At 67.9% G+C, this 25,160-nt stretch carries 26 protein-coding genes and 1 tRNA gene; 17 read left to right on the forward strand and 10 right to left on the reverse strand.

The features are described 5' to 3' along the window. Positions 1 to 41: 41 nt before the first annotated feature. The gene (locus ACYVOK_RS28370; protein ID WP_460665609.1) at positions 42 to 1,436 is read right to left on the reverse strand and encodes an FAD-binding oxidoreductase; all 1,395 of its coding nucleotides are present in this window, start codon (positions 1,434 to 1,436) and stop codon (positions 42 to 44) included. Between the two features lie 184 nt (positions 1,437 to 1,620). Between ACYVOK_RS28370 and ACYVOK_RS28375 the strand changes: the two genes are divergently transcribed. Both ACYVOK_RS28375 and ACYVOK_RS28380 read left to right on the forward strand, forming a co-directional pair. Beyond that, positions 1,621 to 2,871, forward strand: coding sequence for a lactate racemase domain-containing protein (locus tag ACYVOK_RS28375; RefSeq protein ID WP_460665610.1), 1,251 nt, complete (start codon positions 1,621 to 1,623; stop codon positions 2,869 to 2,871). 79 nt (positions 2,872 to 2,950) lie between these two features. Further along, positions 2,951 to 4,408, forward strand: coding sequence for a flavin-containing monooxygenase (locus ACYVOK_RS28380; protein ID WP_460665611.1), 1,458 nt, complete (start codon positions 2,951 to 2,953; stop codon positions 4,406 to 4,408). 285 nt (positions 4,409 to 4,693) lie between these two features. Here the strand turns inward: ACYVOK_RS28380 and ACYVOK_RS28385 are convergent, their stop codons facing one another. Then, positions 4,694 to 6,067 (reverse strand): cystathionine beta-synthase, encoded by a 1,374-nt coding sequence (locus ACYVOK_RS28385; protein ID WP_460665612.1) that lies wholly within the window; start codon positions 6,065 to 6,067, stop codon positions 4,694 to 4,696. Positions 6,068 to 6,155: 88 nt separating this feature from the next. Between ACYVOK_RS28385 and ACYVOK_RS28390 the strand changes: the two genes are divergently transcribed. Further along, positions 6,156 to 7,217, forward strand: a complete 1,062-nt coding sequence (locus ACYVOK_RS28390; protein ID WP_460665613.1) for an SGNH/GDSL hydrolase family protein — start codon at positions 6,156 to 6,158, stop codon at positions 7,215 to 7,217. Between the two features lie 115 nt (positions 7,218 to 7,332). Further along, positions 7,333 to 7,563 (forward strand): DUF4287 domain-containing protein, encoded by a 231-nt coding sequence (locus ACYVOK_RS28395; protein WP_460665614.1) that lies wholly within the window; start codon positions 7,333 to 7,335, stop codon positions 7,561 to 7,563. Positions 7,564 to 7,630: 67 nt separating this feature from the next. Here the strand turns inward: ACYVOK_RS28395 and ACYVOK_RS28400 are convergent, their stop codons facing one another. Together ACYVOK_RS28400 and ACYVOK_RS28405 are read right to left on the reverse strand one after the other, a co-directional pair. Next, entirely contained in the window at positions 7,631 to 8,293 is a 663-nt protein-coding gene (locus ACYVOK_RS28400; RefSeq protein WP_460665615.1) for a hypothetical protein, read from the reverse strand. A gap of 132 nt (positions 8,294 to 8,425) precedes the next feature. Beyond that, on the reverse strand, positions 8,426 to 9,271 hold the full coding sequence (locus tag ACYVOK_RS28405) for a Bax inhibitor-1/YccA family protein (protein WP_460665616.1): 846 nt from the start codon (positions 9,269 to 9,271) through the stop codon (positions 8,426 to 8,428). Positions 9,272 to 9,495: 224 nt separating this feature from the next. On the opposite strand from ACYVOK_RS28405, the gene ACYVOK_RS28410 reads away from it, so the two are divergent. The 4 genes from ACYVOK_RS28410 (at position 9,496) to ACYVOK_RS28425 (ending at position 14,681) form a co-directional block, all read left to right on the forward strand. Then, complete coding sequence (locus tag ACYVOK_RS28410) at positions 9,496 to 10,695, forward strand: GNAT family N-acetyltransferase (RefSeq protein ID WP_460665617.1); 1,200 nt, start codon at positions 9,496 to 9,498, stop codon at positions 10,693 to 10,695. A gap of 212 nt (positions 10,696 to 10,907) precedes the next feature. Then, the gene (locus ACYVOK_RS28415; protein WP_460665618.1) at positions 10,908 to 12,215 is read left to right on the forward strand and encodes an NAD(P)/FAD-dependent oxidoreductase; all 1,308 of its coding nucleotides are present in this window, start codon (positions 10,908 to 10,910) and stop codon (positions 12,213 to 12,215) included. Between the two features lie 170 nt (positions 12,216 to 12,385). After that, positions 12,386 to 14,089 (forward strand): PDR/VanB family oxidoreductase, encoded by a 1,704-nt coding sequence (locus ACYVOK_RS28420; RefSeq protein WP_460665619.1) that lies wholly within the window; start codon positions 12,386 to 12,388, stop codon positions 14,087 to 14,089. Between the two features lie 13 nt (positions 14,090 to 14,102). Next, complete coding sequence (locus tag ACYVOK_RS28425) at positions 14,103 to 14,681, forward strand: PadR family transcriptional regulator (protein ID WP_460665620.1); 579 nt, start codon at positions 14,103 to 14,105, stop codon at positions 14,679 to 14,681. On the opposite strand, the gene ACYVOK_RS28430 is transcribed toward ACYVOK_RS28425, so the two are convergent. Next, entirely contained in the window at positions 14,678 to 15,337 is a 660-nt protein-coding gene (locus ACYVOK_RS28430) for a response regulator (RefSeq protein ID WP_460665621.1), read from the reverse strand. The genes ACYVOK_RS28425 and ACYVOK_RS28430 overlap by 4 nt on opposite strands. Further along, positions 15,334 to 16,458, reverse strand: coding sequence for a sensor histidine kinase (locus ACYVOK_RS28435; protein WP_460665622.1), 1,125 nt, complete (start codon positions 16,456 to 16,458; stop codon positions 15,334 to 15,336). The genes ACYVOK_RS28430 and ACYVOK_RS28435 overlap by 4 nt, the downstream gene beginning before the upstream one ends. A 104-nt stretch (positions 16,459 to 16,562) precedes the next feature. Here ACYVOK_RS28435 and ACYVOK_RS28440 point away from each other — a divergent pair, with 104 nt between their 5' ends. The 6 genes from ACYVOK_RS28440 (at position 16,563) to ACYVOK_RS28465 (ending at position 19,497) form a co-directional block, all read left to right on the forward strand. Then, on the forward strand, positions 16,563 to 17,069 hold the full coding sequence (locus ACYVOK_RS28440; protein ID WP_460665623.1) for a glycine cleavage system transcriptional repressor: 507 nt from the start codon (positions 16,563 to 16,565) through the stop codon (positions 17,067 to 17,069). Then, complete coding sequence (locus ACYVOK_RS28445) at positions 17,066 to 17,614, forward strand: peptide deformylase (protein ID WP_460665624.1); 549 nt, start codon at positions 17,066 to 17,068, stop codon at positions 17,612 to 17,614. Before ACYVOK_RS28440 ends, ACYVOK_RS28445 begins: the two co-directional genes overlap by 4 nt. A gap of 272 nt (positions 17,615 to 17,886) precedes the next feature. Then, positions 17,887 to 17,967: transfer RNA gene (locus ACYVOK_RS28450), tRNA-Leu, on the forward strand. Positions 17,968 to 18,339: 372 nt separating this feature from the next. After that, positions 18,340 to 18,462: a hypothetical protein gene (locus ACYVOK_RS28455; RefSeq protein WP_460665748.1), complete on the forward strand. Its 123-nt coding sequence runs from the start codon at positions 18,340 to 18,342 to the stop codon at positions 18,460 to 18,462. Between the two features lie 145 nt (positions 18,463 to 18,607). Beyond that, positions 18,608 to 19,222 (forward strand): hypothetical protein, encoded by a 615-nt coding sequence (locus ACYVOK_RS28460; RefSeq protein WP_460665625.1) that lies wholly within the window; start codon positions 18,608 to 18,610, stop codon positions 19,220 to 19,222. Positions 19,223 to 19,323: 101 nt separating this feature from the next. Further along, positions 19,324 to 19,497, forward strand: coding sequence for a hypothetical protein (locus ACYVOK_RS28465; RefSeq protein WP_460665626.1), 174 nt, complete (start codon positions 19,324 to 19,326; stop codon positions 19,495 to 19,497). Between the two features lie 250 nt (positions 19,498 to 19,747). On the opposite strand, the gene ACYVOK_RS28470 is transcribed toward ACYVOK_RS28465, so the two are convergent. Then, positions 19,748 to 20,200 carry a hypothetical protein gene (locus ACYVOK_RS28470; RefSeq protein WP_460665627.1) on the reverse strand — a complete coding sequence of 151 codons (453 nt, stop codon included), beginning with the start codon at positions 20,198 to 20,200 and terminating at the stop codon, positions 19,748 to 19,750. A 446-nt stretch (positions 20,201 to 20,646) separates the two neighbouring features. Between ACYVOK_RS28470 and ACYVOK_RS28475 the strand changes: the two genes are divergently transcribed. Next, a complete protein-coding gene (locus ACYVOK_RS28475) occupies positions 20,647 to 21,183 on the forward strand; it encodes a hypothetical protein (protein WP_460665628.1) in 537 nt (178 codons plus the stop codon). Between the two features lie 505 nt (positions 21,184 to 21,688). On the opposite strand, the gene ACYVOK_RS28480 is transcribed toward ACYVOK_RS28475, so the two are convergent. Both ACYVOK_RS28480 and ACYVOK_RS28485 read right to left on the reverse strand, forming a co-directional pair. After that, the gene (locus ACYVOK_RS28480) at positions 21,689 to 21,997 is read right to left on the reverse strand and encodes a hypothetical protein (RefSeq protein ID WP_460665629.1); all 309 of its coding nucleotides are present in this window, start codon (positions 21,995 to 21,997) and stop codon (positions 21,689 to 21,691) included. A 143-nt stretch (positions 21,998 to 22,140) separates the two neighbouring features. Further along, the gene (locus tag ACYVOK_RS28485; protein ID WP_460665630.1) at positions 22,141 to 22,653 is read right to left on the reverse strand and encodes a hypothetical protein; all 513 of its coding nucleotides are present in this window, start codon (positions 22,651 to 22,653) and stop codon (positions 22,141 to 22,143) included. A 238-nt stretch (positions 22,654 to 22,891) separates the two neighbouring features. Here ACYVOK_RS28485 and ACYVOK_RS28490 point away from each other — a divergent pair, with 238 nt between their 5' ends. After that, positions 22,892 to 23,374: a YfbM family protein gene (locus ACYVOK_RS28490; RefSeq protein WP_460665631.1), complete on the forward strand. Its 483-nt coding sequence runs from the start codon at positions 22,892 to 22,894 to the stop codon at positions 23,372 to 23,374. Between the two features lie 96 nt (positions 23,375 to 23,470). Here the strand turns inward: ACYVOK_RS28490 and ACYVOK_RS28495 are convergent, their stop codons facing one another. Then, positions 23,471 to 24,103, reverse strand: coding sequence for an AAA family ATPase (locus ACYVOK_RS28495; RefSeq protein ID WP_460665632.1), 633 nt, complete (start codon positions 24,101 to 24,103; stop codon positions 23,471 to 23,473). 38 nt (positions 24,104 to 24,141) lie between these two features. On the opposite strand from ACYVOK_RS28495, the gene ACYVOK_RS28500 reads away from it, so the two are divergent. Then, the gene (locus ACYVOK_RS28500) at positions 24,142 to 25,140 is read left to right on the forward strand and encodes an RNA polymerase subunit sigma-70 (protein ID WP_460665633.1); all 999 of its coding nucleotides are present in this window, start codon (positions 24,142 to 24,144) and stop codon (positions 25,138 to 25,140) included. Positions 25,141 to 25,160 lie beyond the last annotated feature (20 nt).

A 25,160-nucleotide genomic window follows, 5' to 3' on the forward strand; every position in this document is an offset into this window, starting at 1 on the left:
CGAGCACCTGCTCGCGACGGCGCGGGATCAGCAGACAGGACCTAGTCGGCTGACGGCCAACCGGGGAGGATGTTCTGGTTGAGGTGGAAGACGTTCTCGGGGTCGAACTCGCACTTCACCCGGGACAGCCGGTCGTAGTTCTGCTGCCCGAACCCGGCGATCACCCGGTTCTGCCCCTCGTTCCCGATGAAGTTCAGGTACACGTACCCGGTCGCCCACTCCTGCAGGTCGGCACACAGATCCCGCGACCACTGCCGTCCGCGCGCGTCGTCGGCCCGGTCCGCCCACAGCCCGAACGGGTGAACCACCCAGGCGGCCCGCCGATGCGGCAACGGCCACTCGTCTGCACCCCGCAGTACGGCGCCACCCCACGGGAGTGCGACCTGCTGCGACGGTGACGGCGACGGCATGTCCATCGCCCGGTCGCAGAACAGCTGTACAGCGGCGTCCGGGAACGACGACAGGTGCTCGGCCGACCAGTAGTTGCGATAACCCGGCGGATCGTCCAACGCCGAGTTCGCATCGGCGTACGGCATTTCCGCCACGAGCTCGCCGACCGGCCCGAGCGCGAACATCGGCGCGAAGGCGTCCCGGGCCTCGGCCTCGGGACCGGCGTAGATCGCACCGGCGACCACCCCCCGCTCCCCCTGCAGGTAGTCGGGCACGAACGGCTCCGGCGGCGCGGTCAGGAACAGCACGCCACCTCCGAGGTTCTCCGACGCGCCGGCCTCGATCAGGTCCCGGTACGCGCGGACCACCGCGGCACCGGCCTCGGCCGGCCAGAGCAACATCGCCAGCGTGGTCGTCGGCACCTCCTCGAGCCGGAACGTCAGCGAGGTCGCGACCCCGAAGTTGCCGCCGCCTCCGTGCAGCGCCCAGAACAGCTCGGTGTTCTTGGTCTCGTCCGCGATCAGCAGCCGTCCGTCCGCGGTGACGAGCTCGACCGAGAGCAGGTTGTCGCAGGCCAGCCCGAACTTCCGCTCCAGCCACCCCGATCCCCCGCCGAGCGTCAGCCCCGCGACCCCGGTGGTCGACACCCGGCCGCCCGTCGTCGCCAGCCCGTACCGCTGACAGGCGCGGTCGAACGTGCCCCACGTCGTACCGCCGCCGACCCGGGCGATCCGCGCATCCGGATCGACCTGGACGCTGTTCATCCGGCGCAGATCCACCACCAGGCCGCCGTCGGTCACCCCGGCGCCGGCCACGCTGTGACCACCACCGCGGACCGCGATCTCCAGCTCCCGCGCGACGCCGTACCGCACCGCCGCCACCACGTCGGCCGCCGACTCGCACTGCGCGATCATCGCCGGCCGCCTGTCGATCATCGCGTTGAACACCGTCCGGGCCTCGTCGTACGCCGGGTCCCCGGCCTGCAGTACGACGCCCCCGAATCCTTCCGGTCTGGCCCCCGCCGGCCGTTCGATCGTGTCGGACATGGTGGAACTCCCCCTCGCTCAGCACATCGCCCGCTCCCCAGCTGACACCGCCGATCGTGCGCCCACGCCACGACTCGGTCAACGGCTCGCTCCCTTACCTGCCGGTGACGAGATCCTTTGTCCACCAACGGTTCCCGCTCGGTCACCGCCCGGAAGCGATTGAGCAGGCACTAGGGTGGTGCGCATGGACGCGCGACCGGCGGCGGTGATCGGTGGACCGGGGCAGGTGCTGACCGAGGACGAGGTGACAACCTTCGTCGCCGACTCGCTCGCCGGCGCCGGGCTGGAGGGCCGCAGCGTCTGCGTGATCGTCCCGGACGCGACCCGCAGTTGCCCGCTTCCGCTGCTGCTGAACGCGGTGCACGCGGCACTCGACGGCCGGGTCGGCAAGCTCACCATCTTGGTTGCCCTTGGCACCCATGGGGAGCTGACGCCGGAGCAGTTGCGCACGCACCTCGGCGGCGAGTACGACAACGTCCTCAACCACGAGTGGTGGAAACCCGAGACTTTCGCCGACCTCGGCACGATCAGCGCGGACCGGGTCGGCCGGATCTCCGACGAGATGCTGCGCGACGAAGTACCGGTGAAGCTGAACAGGGCCGTGGTCGAGCACGACGTCGCGCTGGTCGTCGGCCCGGTGTTCCCGCACGAGGTGGTCGGCTTCTCCGGCGGCAACAAGTACTTCTTCCCGGGCGTCGCCGGTCAGGAAGTCATCGACTTCTCGCACTGGCTCGGCGCCCTGATCACCAGTTCGACCATCATCGGTACGCCGGGCACCACCCCGGTCCGGGCCCTGATCGACGAGGCCGCGGCGCTGATCCCGGCGGAGAAGCTCGCGCTGTCGGTGGTGGCACAGTCCGGCACCGAGGCCCTGCACGCGATCGCCTTCGGCGACACCATCTCGTCGTGGCGCGCGGCGGCCGAGATCTCCGCCCAGACCCACGTCCGCTACCTCGACCACCCGGTCCGGCGGGTCGTGTCGCTGATCCCGGCCAAGTACACCGACATCTGGACCGCGGCCAAAGGCTTCTACAAAGTCGAGCCGATCGTCGCCGACGGCGGCGAGGTCGTCCTGTACGCGCCGCACGTCACCGAGTTCGCCGCGATGCACCCCGAGATCGAGGAGATCGGGTACCACTGCCGCGACTACTTCCTCGGCCAGTGGGATCGGTTCCGCGATCTCCACTGGGGTGTCCTCGCGCACTCCACCCACCTCCGCGGCGCCGGCACCTGGGACCCGGCGACGGGTGAACACCTGCGCGTCCATGTCACCCTCGCGACCGGGATTCCCGAGGACGTCGTACGGCGGGCCAACCTTGCCCCCCTCGACCCGGCGGACTTCGACCTCACCGCGTACGAGAACGACCCCGACACGTTGGTCATCCCGAACGCCGGCGAGATCCTGTACCGGCTGAAGCACCAAGGGGGTGTCTGATGGTTCCCCGCCTACTGCGCGGAACCATCAGACACACCCCCTAGCCCGCCGTAGTGACCCGCCGGTAACCTCTGCTGGCATGACAGAGGCCGAGGTCGTCGTGGTCGGGTCCGGATTCGCCGGGTTGTGCATGGGGATCAGGTTGCGGCAGGCCGGGTGCGAGAACTTCGTCATCCTGGAGAAGGCGGACCGACTCGGCGGCACCTGGCGGGACAACACGTATCCCGGCTGCGCCTGCGACGTCCCGTCGTACCTGTACTCGTTCTCGTTCGAGCCGAACCCGCACTGGACCCGGATGTTCGCGCCCTGGGACGAGATCCTTGCCTACCTCGAGCACTGTGCGGACAAGTACGGCGTCGCCGGGAAGATCCGGTACGGCGCCGAGGTCACCGAAGCAGTGTTCGACGAGGCGACCGGCCGGTGGACCGTCACGGTGAACGACGCGGAGACCATCGAGACCCAGGCCCTCGTCGCCGGCGTCGGCAGCCTCCACCAGCCCAAGCTGCCCGACATCCCCGGCCTCGACTCCTTCGCGGGTACGACGTTCCACTCGGCCCGGTGGAAGCACGACCACGACCTGCGCGGCCGGAACGTGGCGGTGATCGGGACGGGCGCGTCGGCGATCCAGTTCGTGCCGAAGATCGCGCCGCAGGTCGCGCAACTGGACGTGTACCAGCGGACGCCGCCGTGGATCACCCCCAAGCCGGACCGCGCGATCGGCGCGTGGGAACGGCGGCTGCACGAACGCTTCCCGGCCGCGCAGCGCGTGATCCGCGACGTCGTCTACTGGGGTCTCGAGGGTCGCGGCGCCGGCTTCGCGGGCAACCCGAAACTGATGAAAGGCCTTGAACTGCAGGCGAAACGGCACCTCCGCAAGCAGGTGCGCGATCCCGAACTGCGGGCCGAGCTGACCCCCGGCTACCAGATCGGCTGCAAGCGCCTCCTGATCTCGAACGACTACTACCCCGCCTTCACCCGCCCGAACGTGGACCTCGTCACCACTCCGATCGCGCGGATCTCCCCGGCCGGCGTGGTCACCGCCGACGGGACCACGCGGGCCTGCGACACGATCGTGCTCGGCACCGGGTTCGAGGTGTCGGCCAACCTGACCCGGATGCCGATCCTCGGCAAGGACGGCGTCGACCTGGCCGACCACTGGAAACGCAACGGCATCGGCGCCCACCTCGGCATCACGGTGTCCGGGTTCCCGAACCTGTTCCTGCTGGTCGGGCCGAACACTGTGCTCGGCCACTCGTCGATGGTCTTCATGATCGAGGCGCAGGTCCGGTACGTGATGCAGGCTCTGCACCTGCTCCGGCGGCGGGGAGCGTCGTACGTCGAGGTCCGCGAGGAGGTCCAGGAGCGGTTCGTCGAGGGGATCCATGGCGAACTGGACGACACCGTCTGGCAGTCCGGGTGCAACAGCTGGTACCTCGACGACTCCGGCCGGAACTCCACGATCTGGCCGCGGTTCACGGTGTCTTACTGGCTCCGGACCCGGCGGCTCGACCCGGCCGATTACGTGCTCGTCCACTAGGTTGCGCCAGTGGATCCGCCGCGAAGCGCTGGCCGGCAGCGTGGGCAGTACACCTAGGGGACAACCCGGACTCCGGAAGTAGGACCGGGCCGGTCGCCGTACGACCAAGGGATGAAGGCAGGACCGGCCCTCGGGCCGATGTCCGGACGACCGCGCCGAAGCATCCTTGAGGTATGGAAATCCTTCAGCTCGCCGGAGCAGCGGCCGTCGTGATCGGCATCGTGGTCACGGTCCTGCTCGCCATCGTGCCTTCGGTCGTAGACCGGTAAGTCTCCCGGACGGGAGTCAGTCGACGGACAGGTGGACCAGCAGGTCCTGCCGGGTCAGAACGCCCACCGGCTTGCCGTCGTCCAGCACCATCAGGGCGTCCCGATCCTCGAGCAACTCGACCGCCTTCGCGACCGGTTCGCCCGCGCCCAGCGACGGCAGTGCCGGGTCCATGTGCTGCTCGACCATGTCGGCCAGCCGCGCGTTGCCGGTGTACAGGGCGTCCATCAGGGTCCGCTCCGACACCGAGCCGGCCACCTCGGCCGCCATCACCGGCGGCTCCGCCCGGACCACGGGCATCTGCGAGACGCCGTACTCCCGCAGGATGGCGATCGCCTCGGCGATCGTCTCGTGCGGGTGCGTGTGGACGAGCGGCGGCATGCTGCCGTCCTTGCGGGCGAGCAGGTCGCCGACCGTCGTACCCTGCCGGGTCGCGGCGAGGAACCCGTACTGCGCCAGCCAGTCGTCGCTGAAGACCTTGGTCATGTAGCCGCGGCCACCGTCGGGCAGCAGGACGACGATCACCGCGTTCTCGTCGTCCAGCTCGTGCGCCAGCCGGATCGCGGCGGCGGCCGCCATCCCGGCCGAGCCGCCGACCAGCATGGCCTCCTCGCGGGCGAGCCGCCGGGTCAGCGCGAACGAGTCCGCGTCCGACACCTCGATGATGCGGTCGCAGATGGTCTTGTCGTACGTCTCCGGCCAGAAGTCCTCACCGACCCCCTCGACCAGGTAGGGCCGGCCGGTGCCGCCGGAGTACACCGAGCCCTCCGGGTCGGCGCCGATGATCTGCACCTTCCCGCCGGAGACCTCCTTCAGGTACTTGCCGGTGCCGCTGATCGTGCCGCCGGTGCCGACACCCGCGACGAAGTGGGTGATCTTCCCGTCGGTCTGCTCCCAGATCTCCGGGCCGGTGGTCTCGTAGTGCGACCGCGGGTTGTTCTGGTTCGCGTACTGGTTCGGCTTCCAGGCACCCTCGATCTCGCGGACCAGGCGGTCGGAGACGTTGTAGTACGAGTCCGGGTGCTCGGGTGCCACCGCCGTCGGGCAGACCACGACCTCGGCGCCGTACGCCTTGAGCACGTTGCGCTTGTCCTCACTCACCTTGTCCGGGCAGACGAAGACGCACTTGTAGCCCTTCTGCTGCGCCACCATCGCCAGGCCGACGCCGGTGTTGCCGGAGGTCGGCTCGACGATCGTGCCACCCGGCTTGAGGTCGCCGGAGGCCTCGGCCGCCTCGACCATCCGGACCGCGATCCGGTCCTTCACCGAGCCGCCGGGGTTGAAGTACTCGACCTTCGCGAGCACGAGCGGTTTCGCGCCGTCGGTCGTCGTCGACAGCTTCACCAGCGGGGTGTTGCCGACCAGGTCCAGGAGAGAGTCTGCGTAGCGCACATCTTTACTGTAGTGATGCTTGTGCCAGTTCGATGACACAGACCCTATTTTCACTTGCACCGCTGCTACTGCGTGTAATCCTTGATGCATGAGTGACCGGGGCGAAGCGGTGGGAAATGTATCCAGCGCGGCCCGGGCTGCCAAGAGACTGGCCCAGGCCGCAGCCTTCGGGGGCGGGGGACTCGGACTCATCGGTGCCACCTTGTACGGCGTACTGACCGCTGAGGCGGAGTACGCGAAACGCGTGATCGGACCGATGCGCTACTACCCCACTCCGGGCGACGGCCTGTACGGCCGGTATCCAGGACATCCGATCACGCTCGCCATCCTCGGCGACTCCAGCGCCGCCGGTTACGGCACCGAGTCGCCGGACGAGACACCCGGCGTGCTGCTCGCCTCCGGCCTCGCCGACCTGGCCGAGCGGCCCGTGCGGCTCGTCGACGTGGCGAAGACCGGCGCCAAGTCCACCGACCTGGCCGGCCAGGTGGACGCCGCACTGCAGGCCGGGCCGCATGTCGCGGTCATCCTGATCGGCGTCAACGACGTGAAGGCGAAGATGCCACCGTCGACCTCGGTTCGGCTGCTCTCGGCCGCGGTCCGCAGGTTGCGGGCCGCGCACTGTGAGGTGGTGGTGGGCACCTGTCCGGACCTCGGCGTGGTCCGGCCGATCATGCCGCCGCTGCGGCAGGTCGCCCGGTCCTGGAGCCGCCGGCTGGCCGCCGCCCAGACCATCGCGGTGGTCGAGGCAGGCGGCCGGACTGTGTCCCTCGGGTCGCTGCTCGGCGAGGTGTTCCGGACCGACCCGACGATGTGGGGCCGGGACAACTTCCACCCGTCGGCCACCGGGTACGCCGCCGCGTCCGCCGCCCTGCTGCCGTCGGTGGCCGCCGCGGTGGGCGTCGGGCCGGAGTCGTTCGTGCACCCCGAGCCGTTCCGGGGCGAGGCGATCCTGCCGATCGCGGAGGCCGCCGTACAGGCTGCCCGGACGGCCGGCACGGAGGTCGCGGCCACCGAGGTCGCCGGCCGCGAGCGCGGTCCCCGCGGCCGCTGGGCGGCGCTGCGCCACCGCCGGCGTCATCCGAAGGCGGAGGTCGAGCGGGTCGACGAGGACAGCAGCGACAGCCCGGGCGCCGTTCCGGTCGGCCAATAACGCCGTCGGCGTGCGCGTCCGCTGACCAGGGCTTTCGGGAAGAGAGGGTTGCCTAGCGGTGGCGGTGTGGTGCACAGTCGATAACTACGCGGTACCCCGATGACGGGAGGCGAACATGGGCTTGAACCACTCCGAGGAGACGCACCAGCGACTGGTGGAGAAAGTGCCCAAATGCACCGGACGCGAGATGGCAGAGTGGTTCCAGCTGATGAACGACGGTCCGTCGTTCCTGCGCTTCGACGACAGAGTGAGATGGCTGTCCAGCGAGTACGAGCTCGCGCACGGGCACGCGACCGCCATCGTCCACGAGTACGACCTGCGCCGAGCGCACCGTCGAATGGGCTGACGACCCGAACAGGAGTCTGAACCAGAAGGCCTGCCCCCTCAGGTGGAGGGGCAGGTCTTCTTCGTTCTCAGCCCTGGAACACGTCGACAGGGCGGTCACAGATCCAGCAGCCCAGATCGAGCCGGCCGTCCGGCGCCGCCTGCTGCGATTCCGCGCGGCAGCATGCCGCGCAGATCAGGGCGCCGCACGACGTGCATCTGAACCCTTGGCCGGTCAACTCCAGCTGATCGAGCGACACCGACCACCGCACCCGGCCGTCCCCGTCATGAATCGCGGCCGACCCCGGGGCCGGCGCCGGAATCACCGAGTACCCACAGCGGGCGCAGTCTCCGAAGGAGACGTCGAAGGGCGCCGGGCTGCGCTCGGCGAGTTCGACGAACGGGCCGTCCGCCTCCTCGAAGATCATCACCAGGTCCTTGCCGAGATTCCCCTGCGGGTTCTCGGCGATCACATACACCCGCTCGTCCCGAACCTCACACCCTCGCAGGAACTCCAGCGCAGCCGCTCGGTCCGGGAACTCCTCGATCAGATACAGCGCGTCCGGCCTCCGCACAGTCCGGATCGGCCTCGTCGAGGAGTATCCAGGCGGCCAGGACACCCGCAGCGGGGCTGATGCGGCATGGTTCGCGGCTCCCGATTCAGCGGTTGTCCGCCTCGCCCGCCGCCGCATGACGAGGACCGCGGCCACCACGGCCAGGACCGCTGCCGCCACGACAATCCAGCCCGTCATACCGTCTCCCCAGATCCGTCAGCGGGTCTCCGTCCAACCTAGGCAGCCGTAACCGGGTCTGCCCCACCGTGGCCGGAAAAGGCCGAAGGGCCGGTCCACCTGGGCCGGCCCTTCGGGTGATGTGTTCAGAGGTCAGTCGGAGCCACGCAGGATGGCGAGGATGCGGAGGAGGTTCCAGTACAGCCAGACCAGGGTGACGGTCAGGCCGAACGCGGCCCGCCAGGCCTCGCTCTGCGGGGCGCCGTGGCGGACACCCTGCTCGATCATGTCGAAGTCGAGGATCAGGTTGAACACCGCCAGGCCGGCGCCGATCGCGGCGAACAGCAGACCCATCGGGCCGAAGCCGCCGATCCCGGAGTTGAAGCCGAACAGGCTGGCGATGAAGTTGATCAGGATCACGCCGGCGAAGCCCATCGTGGCGATGATCACCATCTTGGTGAACCGCGGCGTCACCTTGATCGCGAAGTACTTGTACGTCGCCAGTGTCATGCCGGCCGTCACCATCGTGGCGAGCACGGCCTGTACGACGATCCCGGGGTCACCGACCCAGGCGGCGATGAACTTGCTGCCGATCCCGAGGAACACGCCCTCGGCCGCGGCGAACAGCATCACCAGCGCGGGGTTGATCCGCCGGGAGAAGCTCAGCACCATGGCCAGCGCGAAGGCGACCAGCGCACCGGCCAGGAACACCGGCCCGACCAGGTTGTCCGGGGTGAACCACCAGGCGAGCGCGGCCGCCACGACAACCACCCCGAGGGTGATCGAGGTCTTGACGATCACGTCGTCCAGCGTCATCGGACGGCTGTCGGCGGGAGCCCCCTGGTACTGCTGGGGCGGCCCACCGGGTCCGCCGTACTGGCCGGGCTGACCGTATCCATAGGGACCCGGCTGACCGTACGGAGCGGCCCCCGGATAAGCCTGGCCTTGGCCAGGCGCGAACGCACTCGACCGGTTCAGGACCGGGTTACTGCTCTGCATGTCATCCTCCTGGTGACCCACATCCGGGGCCGTACAGTGATACTACGGTCCCACCCTTAACAACGTCTGAGAATCAACCCCCTGTTCCCCAACCGCAACCCCGAAATCAGCAAACGGTTGCACACACCAATCGCTCATCGATACGACCGTGCCGCCGACCCGGTCGGACGGGGTGCTGGAAAAGCTGTGGCCGCCCGAGCGGCCGTTGTCTAGGTTGGGCGGTCATGGTGCAGCCTTATCGAGTTCGACCGGCCGGGCCGGAAGACGTCGCGTTTCTCACCGACGTGGTGATCGAAGCGACGCGCGCGCAGGGGCGGCTACCCGACGACTTCGCCGAATCGGCGTGGCGAGACGGGTTCGCGCGGATGACCAGCGATCTGATCGAGGACGCGGACTCGCCGTCCACCACGAGCGTCGTCGAGGTCGACGGTCGTCCGGCCGGCCGGCTGCGGGTCAGCCGGACGTCCGAAGCCGTCGAGTTGAACGGGATCCAGTTGCACCCGTCGGTGCAGAACCGTGGCATCGGTACGTCGATCATCGCGGAACTGCAGTCCGAGGCGGCGGCTCGCGGCGTACCGCTGGAGCTCAAGGTGGAGCGGGACAATCCGGACGCGCGCCGGCTGTACGACCGCCTCGGGTTCGCCAAGGTCGGGGAGGACGGCTCGGAGGACAGGCTGCAATGGTCCAAGGCTTCGCACCAGAACCAGCTGTGGAACGCGGAGGTGGCGCGGCGGTACGACACGCCAGGGACCGGGATGTTCGCACCCGAGGTGCTGGGGCCGACGGTGGCTCGGCTGGCGGAGTTGGCGGGTGACGGCAGGGCGCTCGAGTTCGCGATCGGCACCGGGCGGGTCGCCGTACCACTGTCCGAACGCGTACCGGTCGCCGGCATCGAGTTGTCCACCGCAATGGTCGACCAGTTGCGGACGAAGGTCGACGAGGAGACGATCCCGGTCGTGGTCGGCGACATGGCGACCACCCGCGCACCCGGCGAGTTCACCCTGGTCTACCTGGTCTTCAACACCATCGCGAACCTGCTGACCCAGGACGAGCAGGTCGAGTGTTTCCACAATGCCGCCCGCCACCTGTCCCCCGGCGGCCGCTTCGTAATCGAACTCTGGGTCCCCGAACTGCGCCGCCTCCCACCCGGTCGACCGGCCACCGTCGGCATAGCCGAACCCGGCTACATCCTGCTCGACACGTACGACGTCCTCCGCCAGCACGTCGTCTCGCATCACTTCCACTTCGGTGAAGGCACCCAGGCCGAGGTCTTCCGCACGCCGCACCGCTACATCTGGCCCGCCGAACTCGACCTGATGGCCCGACTGGCCGGGTTCACCCTCGAATCCCGCCACGCCGACTGGTCCGGCTCCCCGTTCACCGCCGACTCCCCCTCCCACGTCTCGGTCTACCGCCTGCCGTAGCGAGCTCCCCCGCAGCTTGCGGTTCTGTGTCGAGGGGCGTCAGCCCTCGGCGAAACGGCACCGCCGGGAGAGCATGTCGGCATGAGAGATCCCTCCGGAGAGGGAGCGTTTCGGTGGGTGAGATCACCCTCGAGAGGGTTTGTGAAAGTTTTCACGAGTGCAGTAACCTGAAGTCGACATGAAGTCAGAATCCACTCAGGGAGAGTGACCGCATGACAGCCCAGGTGCCGCACATCCTCGTCGTCGGAGGCGGTTACGTCGGGATGTACACCGCGTACGGCCTGCGCCGCGCGGCCAGGAAAGGCAAGATCCGGGTCACCGTGGTGGACCCGCGGTCGGTGATGACGTACCAGCCGTTCCTGCCCGAGGCGGCGGCCGGCTCGGTGGAGCCGCGGCACGTGGTGGTGCCGCTGCGCAAGACCCTCAAGGGCTGCCGGGTGGTGACCGGCCGGGTCACCGGGATCGACCATGCGAACAAGGTCGCCAAGGTGATGCCCGAGGAGGGTCCGGAGTACGAGCTGGCCTACGACCAGGTCGTGGTCGCGCTCGGCTCGATCGCGCGCACGCTGCCGATCCCCGGCCTGGCCGACGAGGCGACCGGGTTCAAGAACGTCGAGGAAGCGATCGCGCTGCGCAACAAGGTGCTGGACCGCCTCGACGTGGCGTCCTCGCAGCCCGACCCGGCGCTGCGCAAGTCGGCGCTGACCTTCGTCTTCGTCGGTGGCGGTTACGCCGGTGTCGAGGCGTTCGCGGAGCTGGAGGACATGGCCCGCTACGCCACCCGGTACTACGACAACATCAGCCCGGACGACATGCGATGGGTGCTGGTGGAGGCGACCGGCCGGATCCTGCCGGAGGTCGGCGAGGAGCTCGGCAAGTACACCGTCGACCAGCTGCGCAAGCGCAACATGGACATCAAGCTGGAGACCCGGCTGGAGTCCTGCGAGAAGGGTCACGTGATCCTCAGCGACGGCGACGAGTTCGACGCCGACACGATCGTCTGGACCGCCGGCGTGAAGGCGAACCCGGCGCTCGCGGCGACGGACTTCCCGCTCGACGAGCGGGGCCGGGTGAAGTGCCTGCCGAACCTGCGAATCGAGGGTGTGGACGACGCCTGGTCCGCCGGTGACAACGCGGCCGTCCCGGACCTCACCTCGGACACCGGCGCGTACTGCGCCCCGAACGCGCAGCACGCGGTCCGCCAGGCGCACCGGCTGGCCGAGAACATCCTGCGCGTCGTGGACGGCAAGGAGCCGGTGGACTACAAGCACAAGTACGTCGGTTCGGTCGCGAGCCTCGGCCTGCACAAGGGTGTCGCCCAGTTGTACGGCGTGAAGGTCAAGGGCTGGCCGGCCTGGTTCCTGCACCGGACCTACCACGTGTCCCGCGTCCCCACTTTCAACCGCAAGGCCCGGGTGATCCTGGACTGGACCCTCGCACTGTTCTTCCGCCGCGAGGTCACCTCACTCGGCAGCCTCCAGATGCCCCGCGAGGAGTTCCGCCGGGCGACCCGGTCCTAGAACACACAACCTGAAGCAGCCGGCCGGACGATCCCGGCCGGCTGCTTCATGTTCAGCCACGCCGACCGGGCGAACTCAGGGGCGAGTGGGGGTTGCGACCGGATGGCACACGTCCGCTCATGTAGTCATGATCGACTAGTTCGTATTGACTACTTGAGAGGTGAGCCTTCATGGTCAAGGCCAGGAACGCTCTGTTCGGCTATACCGGGCTGGCTGGGGTACTGACGCAGGTGCCCTCGCTGTTCCCGCTGCGGGTTCCGGAGCTGCGCACCCCGATGTTGATCGCGCTCGCGGCGAGCGCGGCGGCGCTCGCTCTTCTGCTCGCCGTACGGCCTTCCGCTCCCCGGCCGGTCGTACTCGGGCTCGGCTGGGTGCAATGCCTGCTGACCGTGGCCCTCGCGTTCGTTGTCGGCGACATCCTGGTGATGTTCTGCTGCTGGATCGCCGTACCGATCCTGGCGTTGCTGGCCGGCCAACTGGGCCGGGGGCCACACCGTGCGCTGGTCGCCGCGCACGCGATCAGCGCGGCCGCGTGGGTCGGCATCACCTGCGCGGTGGTCACTCTGGCCGTGATCGGGATGACCACGCGGGACCTCGACACGGCGGTGATCGTCTATGAACTGGTCTCGTACTTCGACATCACGCTGCTGCCGTGGGCGAACTTCGCCACCACCCTGACCGGGATCGCGCTCGGGCTGACCACCCGCTGGGGCCTCATCCGGTACCGCTGGGTCGCGGCCAAGCTGATCATCTCGTTCGCGATCCTGGCCTCGGCGTTCGCGTACGTCGAGGACTCGGTCGGCGCGGTGATCGAGCAGGCCGAGCATCTCGCGGTCACCGGCGGCACGACCGACCAGCTCGGGAACAGCGGCGGCGTGGTGTTCGCCGGGTTCGGACTGCCGCTGCTCAGCCTGGTCGCCGCGATGCTGCTGTCGCTGTACAAGCCGGGCGGCAAGACGCGCTGGGGTCGCCGGGGCACCATCAAGATCACGAGGATCACCCGGCTGGCCGACCGGACCATCGGGCTGACGCTCCGGCCGGTGAAGGGCCCGCTGCCCTCGTGGGAGCCGGGAGCGCACATCGACCTGGTGCTGCCGTCGGGCCTGGTCCGGCAGTACTCGATCGCGGGCGAATCGGACGGCGCCTACCAGATCGCCGTACTGCGGGAACCCGACAGCCGCGGCGGATCGGCGGAGATCCACCGGCTGAAGGCCGGCGCGCGGATCGGGATGCGGGGCCCGCGGAACAAGTTCCCGCTCGTCGACGCCCCGTCGTACCTGTTCATTGCCGGAGGCATCGGCATCACGCCGTTCCTGCCGATGATCGCGGCTCTGGGCGATCGCGACTGGCGGCTGCTCTACCGGGGGCGCTCCAGGGCGTTGATGGCCTATGCCGCGGAGCTGAGCCGCGACGATCGCGTGACACTGCTGCCGGCTGACGAAGTCCCGCGACCGGACCTCGCCGAACTGCTGGCCGATGTCGCTCCGGGTACGGCGGTCTACTGCTGTGGACCGGAGTCGCTGATGAAGGCGGTCGAGGAGGCGATGCCGGAGCACGCGACGTTGCACACCGAGCGGTTCGCCGCAACGGAACGGTCCGGGGAGCGGGCCGCGTTCGAGGCGGTGTTGCAGCGCAGCGGGGTCGTCGTCCAGGTGCCGGCCGAGCGGAGTCTGCTCGACGTCATCCATGAGGTGGACCCGACCGTGGACGCGTCCTGCGAGGATGGGATCTGCGGCAGTTGTGAGGTACGCGTCCTCGGTGGCATCCCGGACCATCGGGACGACGTCCTGCAGAATCATGAACGCGACCGGACCGACCTGATGTACCCATGTGTGTCGCGGGCGAAGGGACGGCGCATCGTTCTCGACGTCTGACGGAAGGGCGGGGATGGCCAAAGGTGTGAGCAATCCGCTCGGCCTCGTCGTGCTCGCCTTCCTGCAGGAACGGCCGATGCACCCGTACGAGCTGGGCCGGCTGCTGAAGGCCCGGAACAAGCAGGAGAGCATCAAGTACCGGCACGCCTCGCTCTACATGGTGGTGAAGCAGCTCCACCGGGACGGGTACATCGAGCCGCAGGAGACCAGTCGGGCCGGTCAGCTGCCGGAGCGGACCGTCTACGCGTTGACCGAGGCGGGTCGCGAGGTGCTGACGCGGGAGATGCGGGAGCTGGTCGCCGTACCGGCAAAGGAGTACCTGCGGTTCGAGGCCGCGCTGGCGTTGATCGTCGTATTGCCGCCGGCGGAGGTCGTCGAGCTCCTGGGCGAACGGCTGGCGGCGCTCGAGCTGCTCATCGCCGGGCTCCGCGAGAAGACCCGGGACCGGGAGGACGTCGAGCGCATCCACCTGGTCGAGTACGAGTACCGGCTGGCGCTGGCCGAGGCCGAAGTGGCGTTCGTACGGCGCTTCCGCTCGCTGGTGGAGCAAGGCGACGTGGGATCGCTCTGGCCTCGACTCCACCAGAGCTAGTCGTCGAGCAACCCGGCGTCGTGGACGAGCAGAGCGATCTGCACGCGGTTGTTGAGGTCGAGCTTGGTGAGGATGCGGGACACGTGCGTCTTCACGGTCGGGACGCTCAGGTAGAGGGTCGAGCTGATCTCGGCGTTCGACTTGCCCTCGCCGACCGCGACCGCGATCTCGCGTTCCCGGTCGTTCAGCTCGGCCAGCCGGCCGGCCGCCTTCGCCTTGCGCTGGTCCGTGCCGGACGACGCGACGCGGGTGATCAGCCGCTTGGTCACGGCCGGCGACAACACCGGTTGTCCCGCGGCCACCCGTCGTACCGCATCGACGATCTCGGCCGGCGGAGTGTCCTTGAGGACGAACCCGGCCGCGCCGGCGCGCAGCGCCCGCAGGACGTGTTCGTCGGCGTCGAAGGTGGTGAGGATGACGACCTCGGGCGCGTTCGGGCGACGCCGTACCGCTTCCGTCGCGGTCAGGCCGTCGGTGCCGGGCATGCGGATGTCCATCAGTACGACGTCCGGCGCGAGCCGATCGATCAGGCTCTGCACGCCGCCGCCGTCGCCGGCCTCACCGACGACCCGGATGTCCGGGGCGCCGCCGAGCATCAGCTTCAGCCCGGCGCGCAGCAGCGGATCGTCGTCGACGATCAGGACCCGAATACTCATGCCGGCCACGGTAGCCAAGCGAAGAGCCGGAAATCGCCGTCCGGAGTCCTGCCATGTTCCAGCCGGCCGTCGACGAGCGCGGCCCGTTCGGTGAGGCCGAGCAGGCCTTTGCCGTCCCCTCGCCGGCGATGGGGTGCCCGGTTGCGCAACTCCACCGACAAACCGTTGCCGGGGGCACCGGTCACGCTGATCCGGACCGGCTCGCCCGGCGCGTGTTTCAGCGCGTTGGTGAGTCCCTCCTGGACGATCCGGTACGCCGTACGCCCGACGTGATCCGGCAACGTCCCCGGGGCGTCGAGGACCAGCTCGACCGGCAGACCGGCCTTCCGCGAACCCTCGACCAGGACGGGCAGATCGGCGAACGTCGGCTGCGGGAGCTCGCCGACGGGAGCGCGGAGTACGCCGATCACCTCACGAAGATCCTGCAGCGCCTGGTGGGCGCTGGCCCGGATGATCTCGGCGGCCCCGGCGACCTCCTCGGCGGACGCGTCCGGGCGGTAGGCGAGCGCGCCGGCGTGGACGCTGAGCAGGGACAGGCGATGACCGAGTACGTCGTGCATCTCGCGAGCGATCTCCTCGCGAGCTCTGAGTTGTGCCTGCTCGGCCTGCAACTTGGCGACGATCTCGGCCCGGTCGGCGCGGTCGCGGAGCGTCTGCAGGAGCTGGCGGCGGGACCGGATGTACAGACCCCAGCCCGCCACCGCCACGTAGAGCGACACGGCCGCGATGACGAGCGCAGCCGGATGATCCGGCTTGTTCCGCACGTCGATGTAGATGAGCAGGCTGACCGCGTTCGCGGCGAAGATCAGCAGGGTCGTCCTGAGTGACCGGTGGATGGCCACGGTCAGGATCAGCAGCAAGGTCGCGGCACCGGCCATGTCCGAGAACGTGGAGACAGCCGCCCCGACCAGGGCCAGCTGGACCGGCCAGCGGCGCCGGAACCACAGGCTCAGGCAGAGCGCCATTCCGAAGTAGAAGTCGAACGCCAGCAGGTTAGGGCTGATCGGGTCGTTTCTGCCCTCGTCGTACAGCAGGAATCCGCAGAACACCGCGGTCAGGAAGGCGAGCGAGTCCACAACCCAGTCGCGGGTGCTGCGGCGACGACGGTCGGACTCGGTCATGGCACGAATGTAGCGGTGCGTAAGCGCTCTCCAGGGGTTCGACGGCTGTCCGCATACCGAAGTCGAATTCATCGGCTACTTAGGTCACCGGTAGGTTTCCGGGCATGAGTCAGCTCGCAGTCACCGTCATCGGCCCGGACCGCCCGGGCATCATCGCGGACGTCACCGAGGCCCTCGCCGGGACCGGAGTCAACCTCGAGGACTCCACGATGACGCTGCTGCGCGGCCACTTCGCGATGATGATCGTCTGCTCCGGGCCGTACGAGGAGGTCAAGGCCGCGGTCGAGCCGCTGCGCGGGGAACTGGTGATCACGGTCCGCAAGGTCGGGCCCGAACACGAGCACGCCCCGATCGGGCCGTCGTACATCCTCAGCGTGCACGGCGCCGACCGGCCCGGGATCGTTGCGGCGGTGACCCGGATGATCGCCACCGCGGGCGGGACGATCACCGACCTGACCACGCGGCTCAGCGGGGAGCTGTACGTGCTGACCGCCGAGGTCGAGCTACCGCTCACCGCCGAGCTCGAGATGCTCAACCGCGCCCTGGAGATCACCGCCGAGGAGCTCGGCGTCGGCATCACCCTGCGCCCGGCGGAGAGCGACGAGCTGTGACCGTGATCACCGGCTGGTCCCCCGCTGACCTGGGCGTCGAAGGCGCCGTACTGGAGGTACTTCGCGCACCGCATCCGGTCCTTGCCACCGAGGGCGCGACCGTGGACCCGCTCGACCCGGCCACGGTCCAGCTCGCCGCCGACTTGATCGCCACCATGCGGGTGTCACCCGGGTGCGTCGGCCTCGCGGCGCCGCAGGTCGGTGTGGCGGCACAGATGTTCTCGCTCGACGTGACAGGTCACCCGAAGACGCGCACCTGCCACGGAGTCTTCGTCCTCTGCAACGCGGTCGTGGTCGAGGCGACCCGGCAGGAGAAGGGCCGCGAGGGCTGCATGTCGGTTCCCGACTTCACCGGCGACGTCAAACGCGCCACCCGGCTGACCGTCACCGGCGTCCTCCCCGGTACGACGGAACAGGTCACCATCACCACCGACGCCTTCGAGGCCCGGGCCCTCCAGCACGAGATCGACCACTGCAACGGCAAACTCTTCCTAGACCGAGTCGCCGGCGCCCACGCCATCTACCCCCGCAAGGTCTACAAGTAGGCTTGCCCTCGCAGCCCGCCCCTCGCGGCCCGCCCGTCGCAAGCCTGCCCCTCGCAGCCTGCCCTCGCAGCCTGCTCCGCGCGCTCCTGCGTCGCGTGCTACGCCGGCAGCCCCACCCGCCCTTCCGCGCTCGCCCCGCTCGCTGAATCTGCTCGCCCCGCTCGCGGTGCGCTCGCGCTGCTCGCTCAGTCGACTGCGGGGTGGTCGGCGGATGATGGATGTGAAGCCCCCATCGGGCTCCCTCAGCTTGTAAGGTCAGTCCTTGCCGCACAGCCCGGGTGGCGGAACGGCAGACGCAGCGAGCTTAAACCTCGCGGCCGCAAGGCATACGGGTTCGAATCCCGTCCCGGGCACAGGACGACGCGGTGTGGTGGGAGGTGGTCCGCCCCACGCGTGCTCCGCAGTGGCTCCCTCGTCGCTCCGCTCCTCGACGCGCCGGCTACGCCCGCTCCCACCCACCCACCGGCTTATCGCCGGTACGTTCCCTGCCGGCTATCGCCGGCGTCCGCGGGCTACCGCCCGACGTACGCGCTACCACGCAACCCACCACCCCGGCGCTCCGAGAGATCGGCCTCGCCCAGCACACTTCCGCGAAGACCTTCGAACTCGCGCCCTCCGATGACGAAGCGTCGATCCCAGGCCCACGCATCCAACAGAAGTCCGGATTAACACTCGTTGACCGTGAGCTCGCGACTGAAGCCTTGCTATAGGCAGCAAACGCGGGTATTCGCAACGTCGGGGCGCACCCACAGGAGCCAACTTGGTCCGAACAGGAGGCCTTGGATTACCTGGCGGTTCTCTCGACTACAGCGCGATGGGCTGAAGAGACTGAGATTGTTGCGCCATGAGCCTATAAAATCGGCCCGCTTGTGATCCGCCAACAGATCCGCGACACCTGCTGCACGATGACAGAATGCCGCCATGTCACGAGACCGGGCGGCTGACGGGCGGCAGCTCGTTGAGGTCGCCGAGTACTCCGCTGAGCCTTCGGTCATGATCGCGGCGACCCAGCTTGGTTCTGCCTACCCAGAGCGGCGCAAGCGCCAGATCGTCGACGAATGGGTCGAGTTCTTCAGATCGGGGCCGACTCCAATCCGGTCGCTCCGCTTCACGACTCGGACACCTAAGCGGCTCTTCGACGCCTTGTCCGGGCAGCACCAGTTGACTTCGCTCCAAGTCAAGTGGGGCGACTACGACGACCTTGCCGTTCTTTGCAGCATGTCTCAGCTGCACACGCTCCGCCTCGCCGGGGCATCCAAGGTCCGAAACTTAGCTCATCTTGCATGTCTTCAACGCGTGGAAACCCTTCAGGTCGACGGCCTACAGGGTCTCATCGACGCCAGTCCTGTCGGGGAAATGCGAGCAGTGAAGGATCTGGAACTCGGCGGAGACTGGATGATTCCGCGGAACGTGCGCCTTCAGTCGGTCGCCTTCCTCGCCCAAATGCCCCAACTCGAGCGTCTTCTACTCCACACCCTGATCGTCGACGACCTGGACTACACGCCGCTGCTGTCACTTTCGAATCTGAAGAAGGTGCGCGTCATGGCAGCCCGAGGTATGACACCGACGCACGACGAACTCAGGCACCGCCTGCCTTGGGACGGCTGACAAACGCACGGATCTGCCGCTGTCGTGAAGCACAGAACTGCCGAGGTGCGCCTGTTCGTCAAGCTGGCGCTATCGGCTCGTGGTGCGGAACGATTCGGATCATGACCAGGTACGAGCGCGGCGCGGAGAAGGATTGGACGCATCACATCTTCGATTTCTCGAAGCGCTTGACGGTCTGGATCGATGCGGCCGGCGTCGCCGAAACGGCCGGCTACCGCCTCCCCGGTGACACGAGCCACCCGGCTGGTGCGTGGGTTCCCGCATCGCCCCGCTAGCAATCATGGAAGGGACGGTCCGGCCCGGCACGCGTCAAGGGCGCCTACGGCGTCCCTCCGGGATCTTCGACCCTTGATCCGCACCGAACCGAACCTAAGGTCGGCAGCTATCGGGGCGATGCGGGAGGACTGCCCGCGCGGACTTGACGCGGTCCCGGCGCTATGTTCGTCAAGGTGACGCGCGCGAGCGGTGGTAGTCCGCGATCCGGAACCGCAGGGTGACGGCTCCAGATCGGGAACGCGGTTGTCGTCAGCGGACTGGGTCGCCGGGGAGGAGGGCTCGCCACCACGGGGTGGCGAGCCAGCGGTGGTAGCGGGCGTCTTGTTCTTCTACGGTGCCTATGGTCGTGGCGGGGGCGTAGTCGAAAAGCATGGCTCGGTGGTGGATGCCGAGGAGGGTACGGCGACTGAGGATATAGACGATGTCGTTGTTCCAGTCACGGCCCTTGCGCATCAATGCGTCCACCCTTGCCCCGGCGCAACACAGTTTGTAGCCCAACCGGTCGGTCTGACGACGCAACGCGACCAGCGCGTTCCACAGTCCCTGCGCGCTGGCTGTCCAGGTCACGCCGTCGGGAGCCGTCAGTACCAGGGTCCACTGCGAGCCGTGACGCGCCGTTCGTTCCAGGGACCAGAGCGTCTCGGTACCGTCCATCCAGACGGCGATCTCTTCCACTTCGCGATACTCGATGCCGTCGCTCACCCGCCGCCGAACCGGGGTTCTTCACAGTTGGTCCACACCTCCCTCCGAAGAGTGTCGGTCTCGCAGACTGAATGTACAACTCGCTCTGTGCGTCTGAGATCAATGCCAGACTGACGACCAGGTCCGGCGAGGCCACCGATCCAGACCGTGGCCCGAGCCACAACGCGCAACAGGAGAAGAGGCATCGGCAGGCCACCGGACCGCCTACCGCCGTGGGAGGATTTTGGGAGCGAATCACACGTAACAACGGTCTTGAAGCGGGTCGAACCTGCAACAACGAGGAAGGCGAAAACGCCTTGCAGGTAAAGGATTGAGCGTCGTCCCGCGTAAGCCATCAGAGCGACCCCCGCCCATGGCATGGAAGGAGTCATAGGTCGATCGGGGCGACGCGGAGGACTGCCGTCTGCTTGACACGTAGTTGTCAACTCGGCATGCAATGATTGCCCGTGCGACGGAGACAGTTCCTCAGGCAACCGGCGACATGGCTCGGAATCGCCGGCGCACTGCTCACTATCTACGGGGCGATCGCCGTGACAGAGCTGACTCTTCGGGCCGAAACCGCCCAGGACTTTCTGAACATCGGCATTCCCGCCGACGCGAACCGTGTGACATTCGATGCTGGCCTCGGGAAGGGAGACCCGTTCCTCAGGGATGTCCAGGTCGAGTTCATGTCCGCCGACCAGCAGAGCATCCGAACCACGCTTTCGTGGATCGATGCGGACACGCCGATCCCACGCAACGAAGAGCGCCAGAGCCCCGACCCTGGAACCCGGTATGCGCCCCCACTCAGGGTCCTCTACCTTCCAGAAGACGCCCACACAGCGATCGCCGAGGCCGACGCACGACGACTCGTCGCCAACCGCGACAGGTACCGAGGATGGGCAACAGCATGCCTTGGTGTCGGTCTCGCCTCGCTGGGCGGCCTGGTGACTGTCCTCGTGCGGCAAGACCGGGCATCGAGAGCAGCCCGTCGACTCCGATGAGGCCGATGTGCCGGCGTTGTACACGAAGCTTCTTGGTTGCACTTCTGGTTGCAGTTCAATGCCGTTCAGTCGTGTCCGCACGCGATCTATGGAGGCGTGCCTAAGGCGAAATGAACCCCTACGGATCATCTCGAACGCTGCCAGGTCGAACTTAGACCTCGCGGCCGAAAGGCATACGGGTTCGAATCCCGTCCCGGGCACAGGACGACGCGGTCGGGATCGGCTGGTCCGCCCCACGCGTGCTCCGCAGTCGCTCCCTCGTCGCTCCGCTCCTCGACGCGCCAGCTACGCCCGCTCCCACCCACCCACCGGCTTATCGCCGGTACGTTCCCTGCGGCTGTCGCCGGCGTCCGCGGGCTACCGCCCGACGTACGTGCTACCGCCTGCCCCACCACCCTGGCACCGCGATTGGTGTGGTCAGCGGGTGACGAGGTACAGCGTCGGTGAAGTCGCATAGGCGAACACGCGACCCCCGGGTGAGAACCCGAGTGCTCGGAACTCCTCGTCATCCTCGACCATGACCCGTAGTTCCGTCTGGTCCGTTGAGGATCGCCCCTTCAGTAGTTCTCATGCATTGCCAGCCGTCGGCCGTGGTTTCTCGTAGACGGCCGCCCCACAAACCCGCGATGGGAACGGTATAGGTGCGGTCGGTGCCCACGTACGTCGCCGAGGGCGGCGGCTCGCTGTACCACTGGTAGGTGCCTTCGGGATCCGGAACATCGTCGATCCGGGCTCCGCTGCTTGCTTCGATGACGCCAATGCCGCTGTGGCTACCAACGATCAGGTGCTGCTCATCGAGGAATCCAACCGCCACGAGCCCCCCGACGACTAGCGGCCGCACTGGCCCCCATCGCGCCATACCGCAACCCTATACCTGGCCCACGACTGAACGTATGCGGAGGGACTGTGCCCGCGCGGCCTCGACACGTAGCCGTCAACTGGCGGCTTGGTCGCGGCTCAAGCTCTGCTCAGACGGGCGGCAGTCGCGACGACTGCGTCCGAGTAGGCGCTGCTCGCGCGGGTGATGCGGAAGCCTTCGGCTAGGCACTCCAGCGTCTCGTCATGGAACAGCAGCACGTAATGCTTAAGCCACTCATGCCAGCCGCCACGGTGCCCCGGGTGCACCGAGTTGCGCCGCTCGGCCTCGGCGATCCATGACGAGTTGATCACCTGGTGCGCGGCGTAGGGTTCGAGGCCACGGCCCCACAGTGGGTGCCCCTCGACTGCCTCGTCGTTGAGCCCGCCGAACCGCATCTCTTGCAGTCCGTCGAACTCGATGATGCCCAACTGTTCAATCTGAGCGGAGCCGGGATCCACCACAGTAACGCTCGTACCATCCCAGTTCGGGTCCTCGATGCGCTCGTAGAACAGCGCAACAGCCGTTGGACCGTTGCTCATGACGAACGGCATTGGAGCGCCAATGTCCCACGCCACATCCAAGTCGAGCTTGATCGCATACTCCTGAGCCATAGCAGCATCGTGCACCAACCCTGGCCTCTCAGGTGAACGCTGACGTGGGCCCCCTCGAATTGCCATCCCGGCCCGAGCCGCGCGGCCCGAACCATGACGTACCCTCCCGGACAGAGCCTGTTCGAACTTGACCTCGCGGCCGCAAGGCATGCGGGTTCGATTCTCGTCGCGGGCACATTTGGCCCTGCCCTGCAGGTATGAAGAACAGCGACATCAGCCGTCACGAGGGAGGGTGCGTATGAGCCTGGGTATGCACTTTGCGATCACCGACGAGGATCGCCGGAAGCTTCTGAAGATGGAGGGGGACGACGAGGGGATCTCGGAGTACGTGCACGAAGTCATCGAAGAGCGCGACGATGACTACAACGTGGAGACCGACAAAGCCTGGGACGCCATCCACCGGAGCCTCACCGACGGCCGTCTTGCATTCGACAACGGTTCCAGTCCACTCAACCTCGCCGTTCTCGGTGGCAAGCTGCTGACCAGCGGCGAGGACGAGCTGGTCGTCCTGGTCGACAAAGACCAGGTCCCCGCTGTCGCTGCCGCGCTCACAGACGTCACAGAGCAGTCGCTACGCACGGGCTACGAGCGCATCGACGCCGCGGAGTACGCCGCGTTCGGCGACGAAGACTTCGAGTACACGTGGGGGAACTTCGTCGATCTGACTGTCTTCTGGCGGCAGGCCGCCGCGAGCAAGCGCCACGTCATCTTCACGGCCTAGCACTCGCGGACGCACTCCCACTTGGCTTGGCCCGCACGTGTCAACAGGCTGCCGGTCGAAGACAGCACGAGTCGCCGCAACGCTCGACATTTCAGCCTATGGCTTCAGGTAGGTGTCGACCTCGGGTAGGACTTCGGACAGGGGTCGGTGCATGTCCAGCTGGAGGTAGTTGTTCGAGGGACGATGGACGCGGTCCATTCCATCGCGGAAGAAGGCCTCGCCGTCCACCGGCTCGTCACCGAGGTCCACGGGCAGATAGTTCACGCCGCGGCGATGCGTTCTGAGGCGGGGCCGCTGTCTGAGTCTCTCGTCGAGCAGCTTCAGGTCGCGGACCTGGCACTCGACGTACCTGTAGGGCACGTCGTGCTCCCTGGCGATGTCGATGCCCTCGGCCAAGATCCTCGGCCAGAAACACGGGCTGTCCATGACCGCCGGATGGCCCTGGGCGAGGACGTGACGCGCCTGCGCGTACATGACCTCGTACGCCGCCTTGGCGCTACTAGGGAGATCGAAACCCGCATCGAGTACGGCGCTCTTGATGACGTCGTAGTCGATGGCGACCGCGCCGTACGTGTCGACGACGTGGGCGGCGACGGTGGACTTCCCAGAACCCGGAACTCCCGACATCTGAAGCAGGAACATCGCTTCCCAACCCTCCATTCGTCGCTGCTGCGGCGCCTCGACGGTGTTGATTGCCGCGTGATGAGTTTTCGCGCCTGTAGCCGTCATACCTACAACGAGACACGACGAGACGGAAGGATGACGTTATGAGTGCGGACTCGCGGTTGAAGGAGCTGGGCGGGAGCGGTCTGGCCCAGGTCGACGAACCGGCGTTCTCGGGACTGGCGGAGCGGCACCGCCGAGAGCTGCATGTGCATTGCTACCGCATGCTCGGGTCGTTCCAGGACGCCGAGGACACCGTGCAGGAGACGTTCCTGCGGGCCTGGCGGCGGCGGGAGACCTTCGAGGGGCGGTCGACGTTCCGGGCCTGGCTGTACCGGATCGCCACCAACGCCTGCCTGGACCTGCTCGCCGAGCGCCGTCCGGAGCCCGCCACCGGCGGCGAGGTGCTGTGGCTGCAGCCCTATCCCGACCGGCTGCTCGACGAGCTGCCCGCGGACAACGCGGACGAGCCGGAGACCGTCGCGCTCGCGCGGGAGACGATCGAGCTGGCGTACCTGGTCGCAGTCCAGCACCTCGCGCCGCGCCCGCGGGCCGTGCTCATCCTGCGGGATGTGCTCGGCTGGCCGGCGAAGGACGTCGCGGAGCTCCTCGGGGACTCCGTCAACTCCGTCAACAGCGCGCTGCAACGTGCCCGCGCGGGCCTGCGCGAGCACCTGCCCGCCGAGCGGCAGGAGTGGACCGGCGGCGAGGAGGACACCCGGACGCGCGAGCTGGTACGCCGCTATACCGACGCCAGCGTGGCCACGGACATCGACAGGCTCGCCGTGCTCCTGCGGGACGACGTCCGCTGCTCGATGCCGCCCACGCCGGGCCTGTACGTCGGGCGCGACGCAGTACTGAACGACTGGGTCGAGAGCGGCTTCGAGGGGATGCAGCACCTGCGCGCCGTTCCCACCTCAGCGAACCGGCAGCCCGCCGTCGCCTTCTACCAGTGGCGGGAGAGCGCGGGCGCCTACCTGCCGCTCACGATCGACGTTCTGCGCATCGCCGACGGGGTGATCACCGAGATCGTCACGTTCCACGACGACCAGTTCCCGCGGCTCGGACTGCCGGAACGCCTGCCGGCCGACGACACCGAGTAGACGCTCGCGGTGGCGGGGAG

The organism is Kribbella swartbergensis (assembly GCF_054784135.1).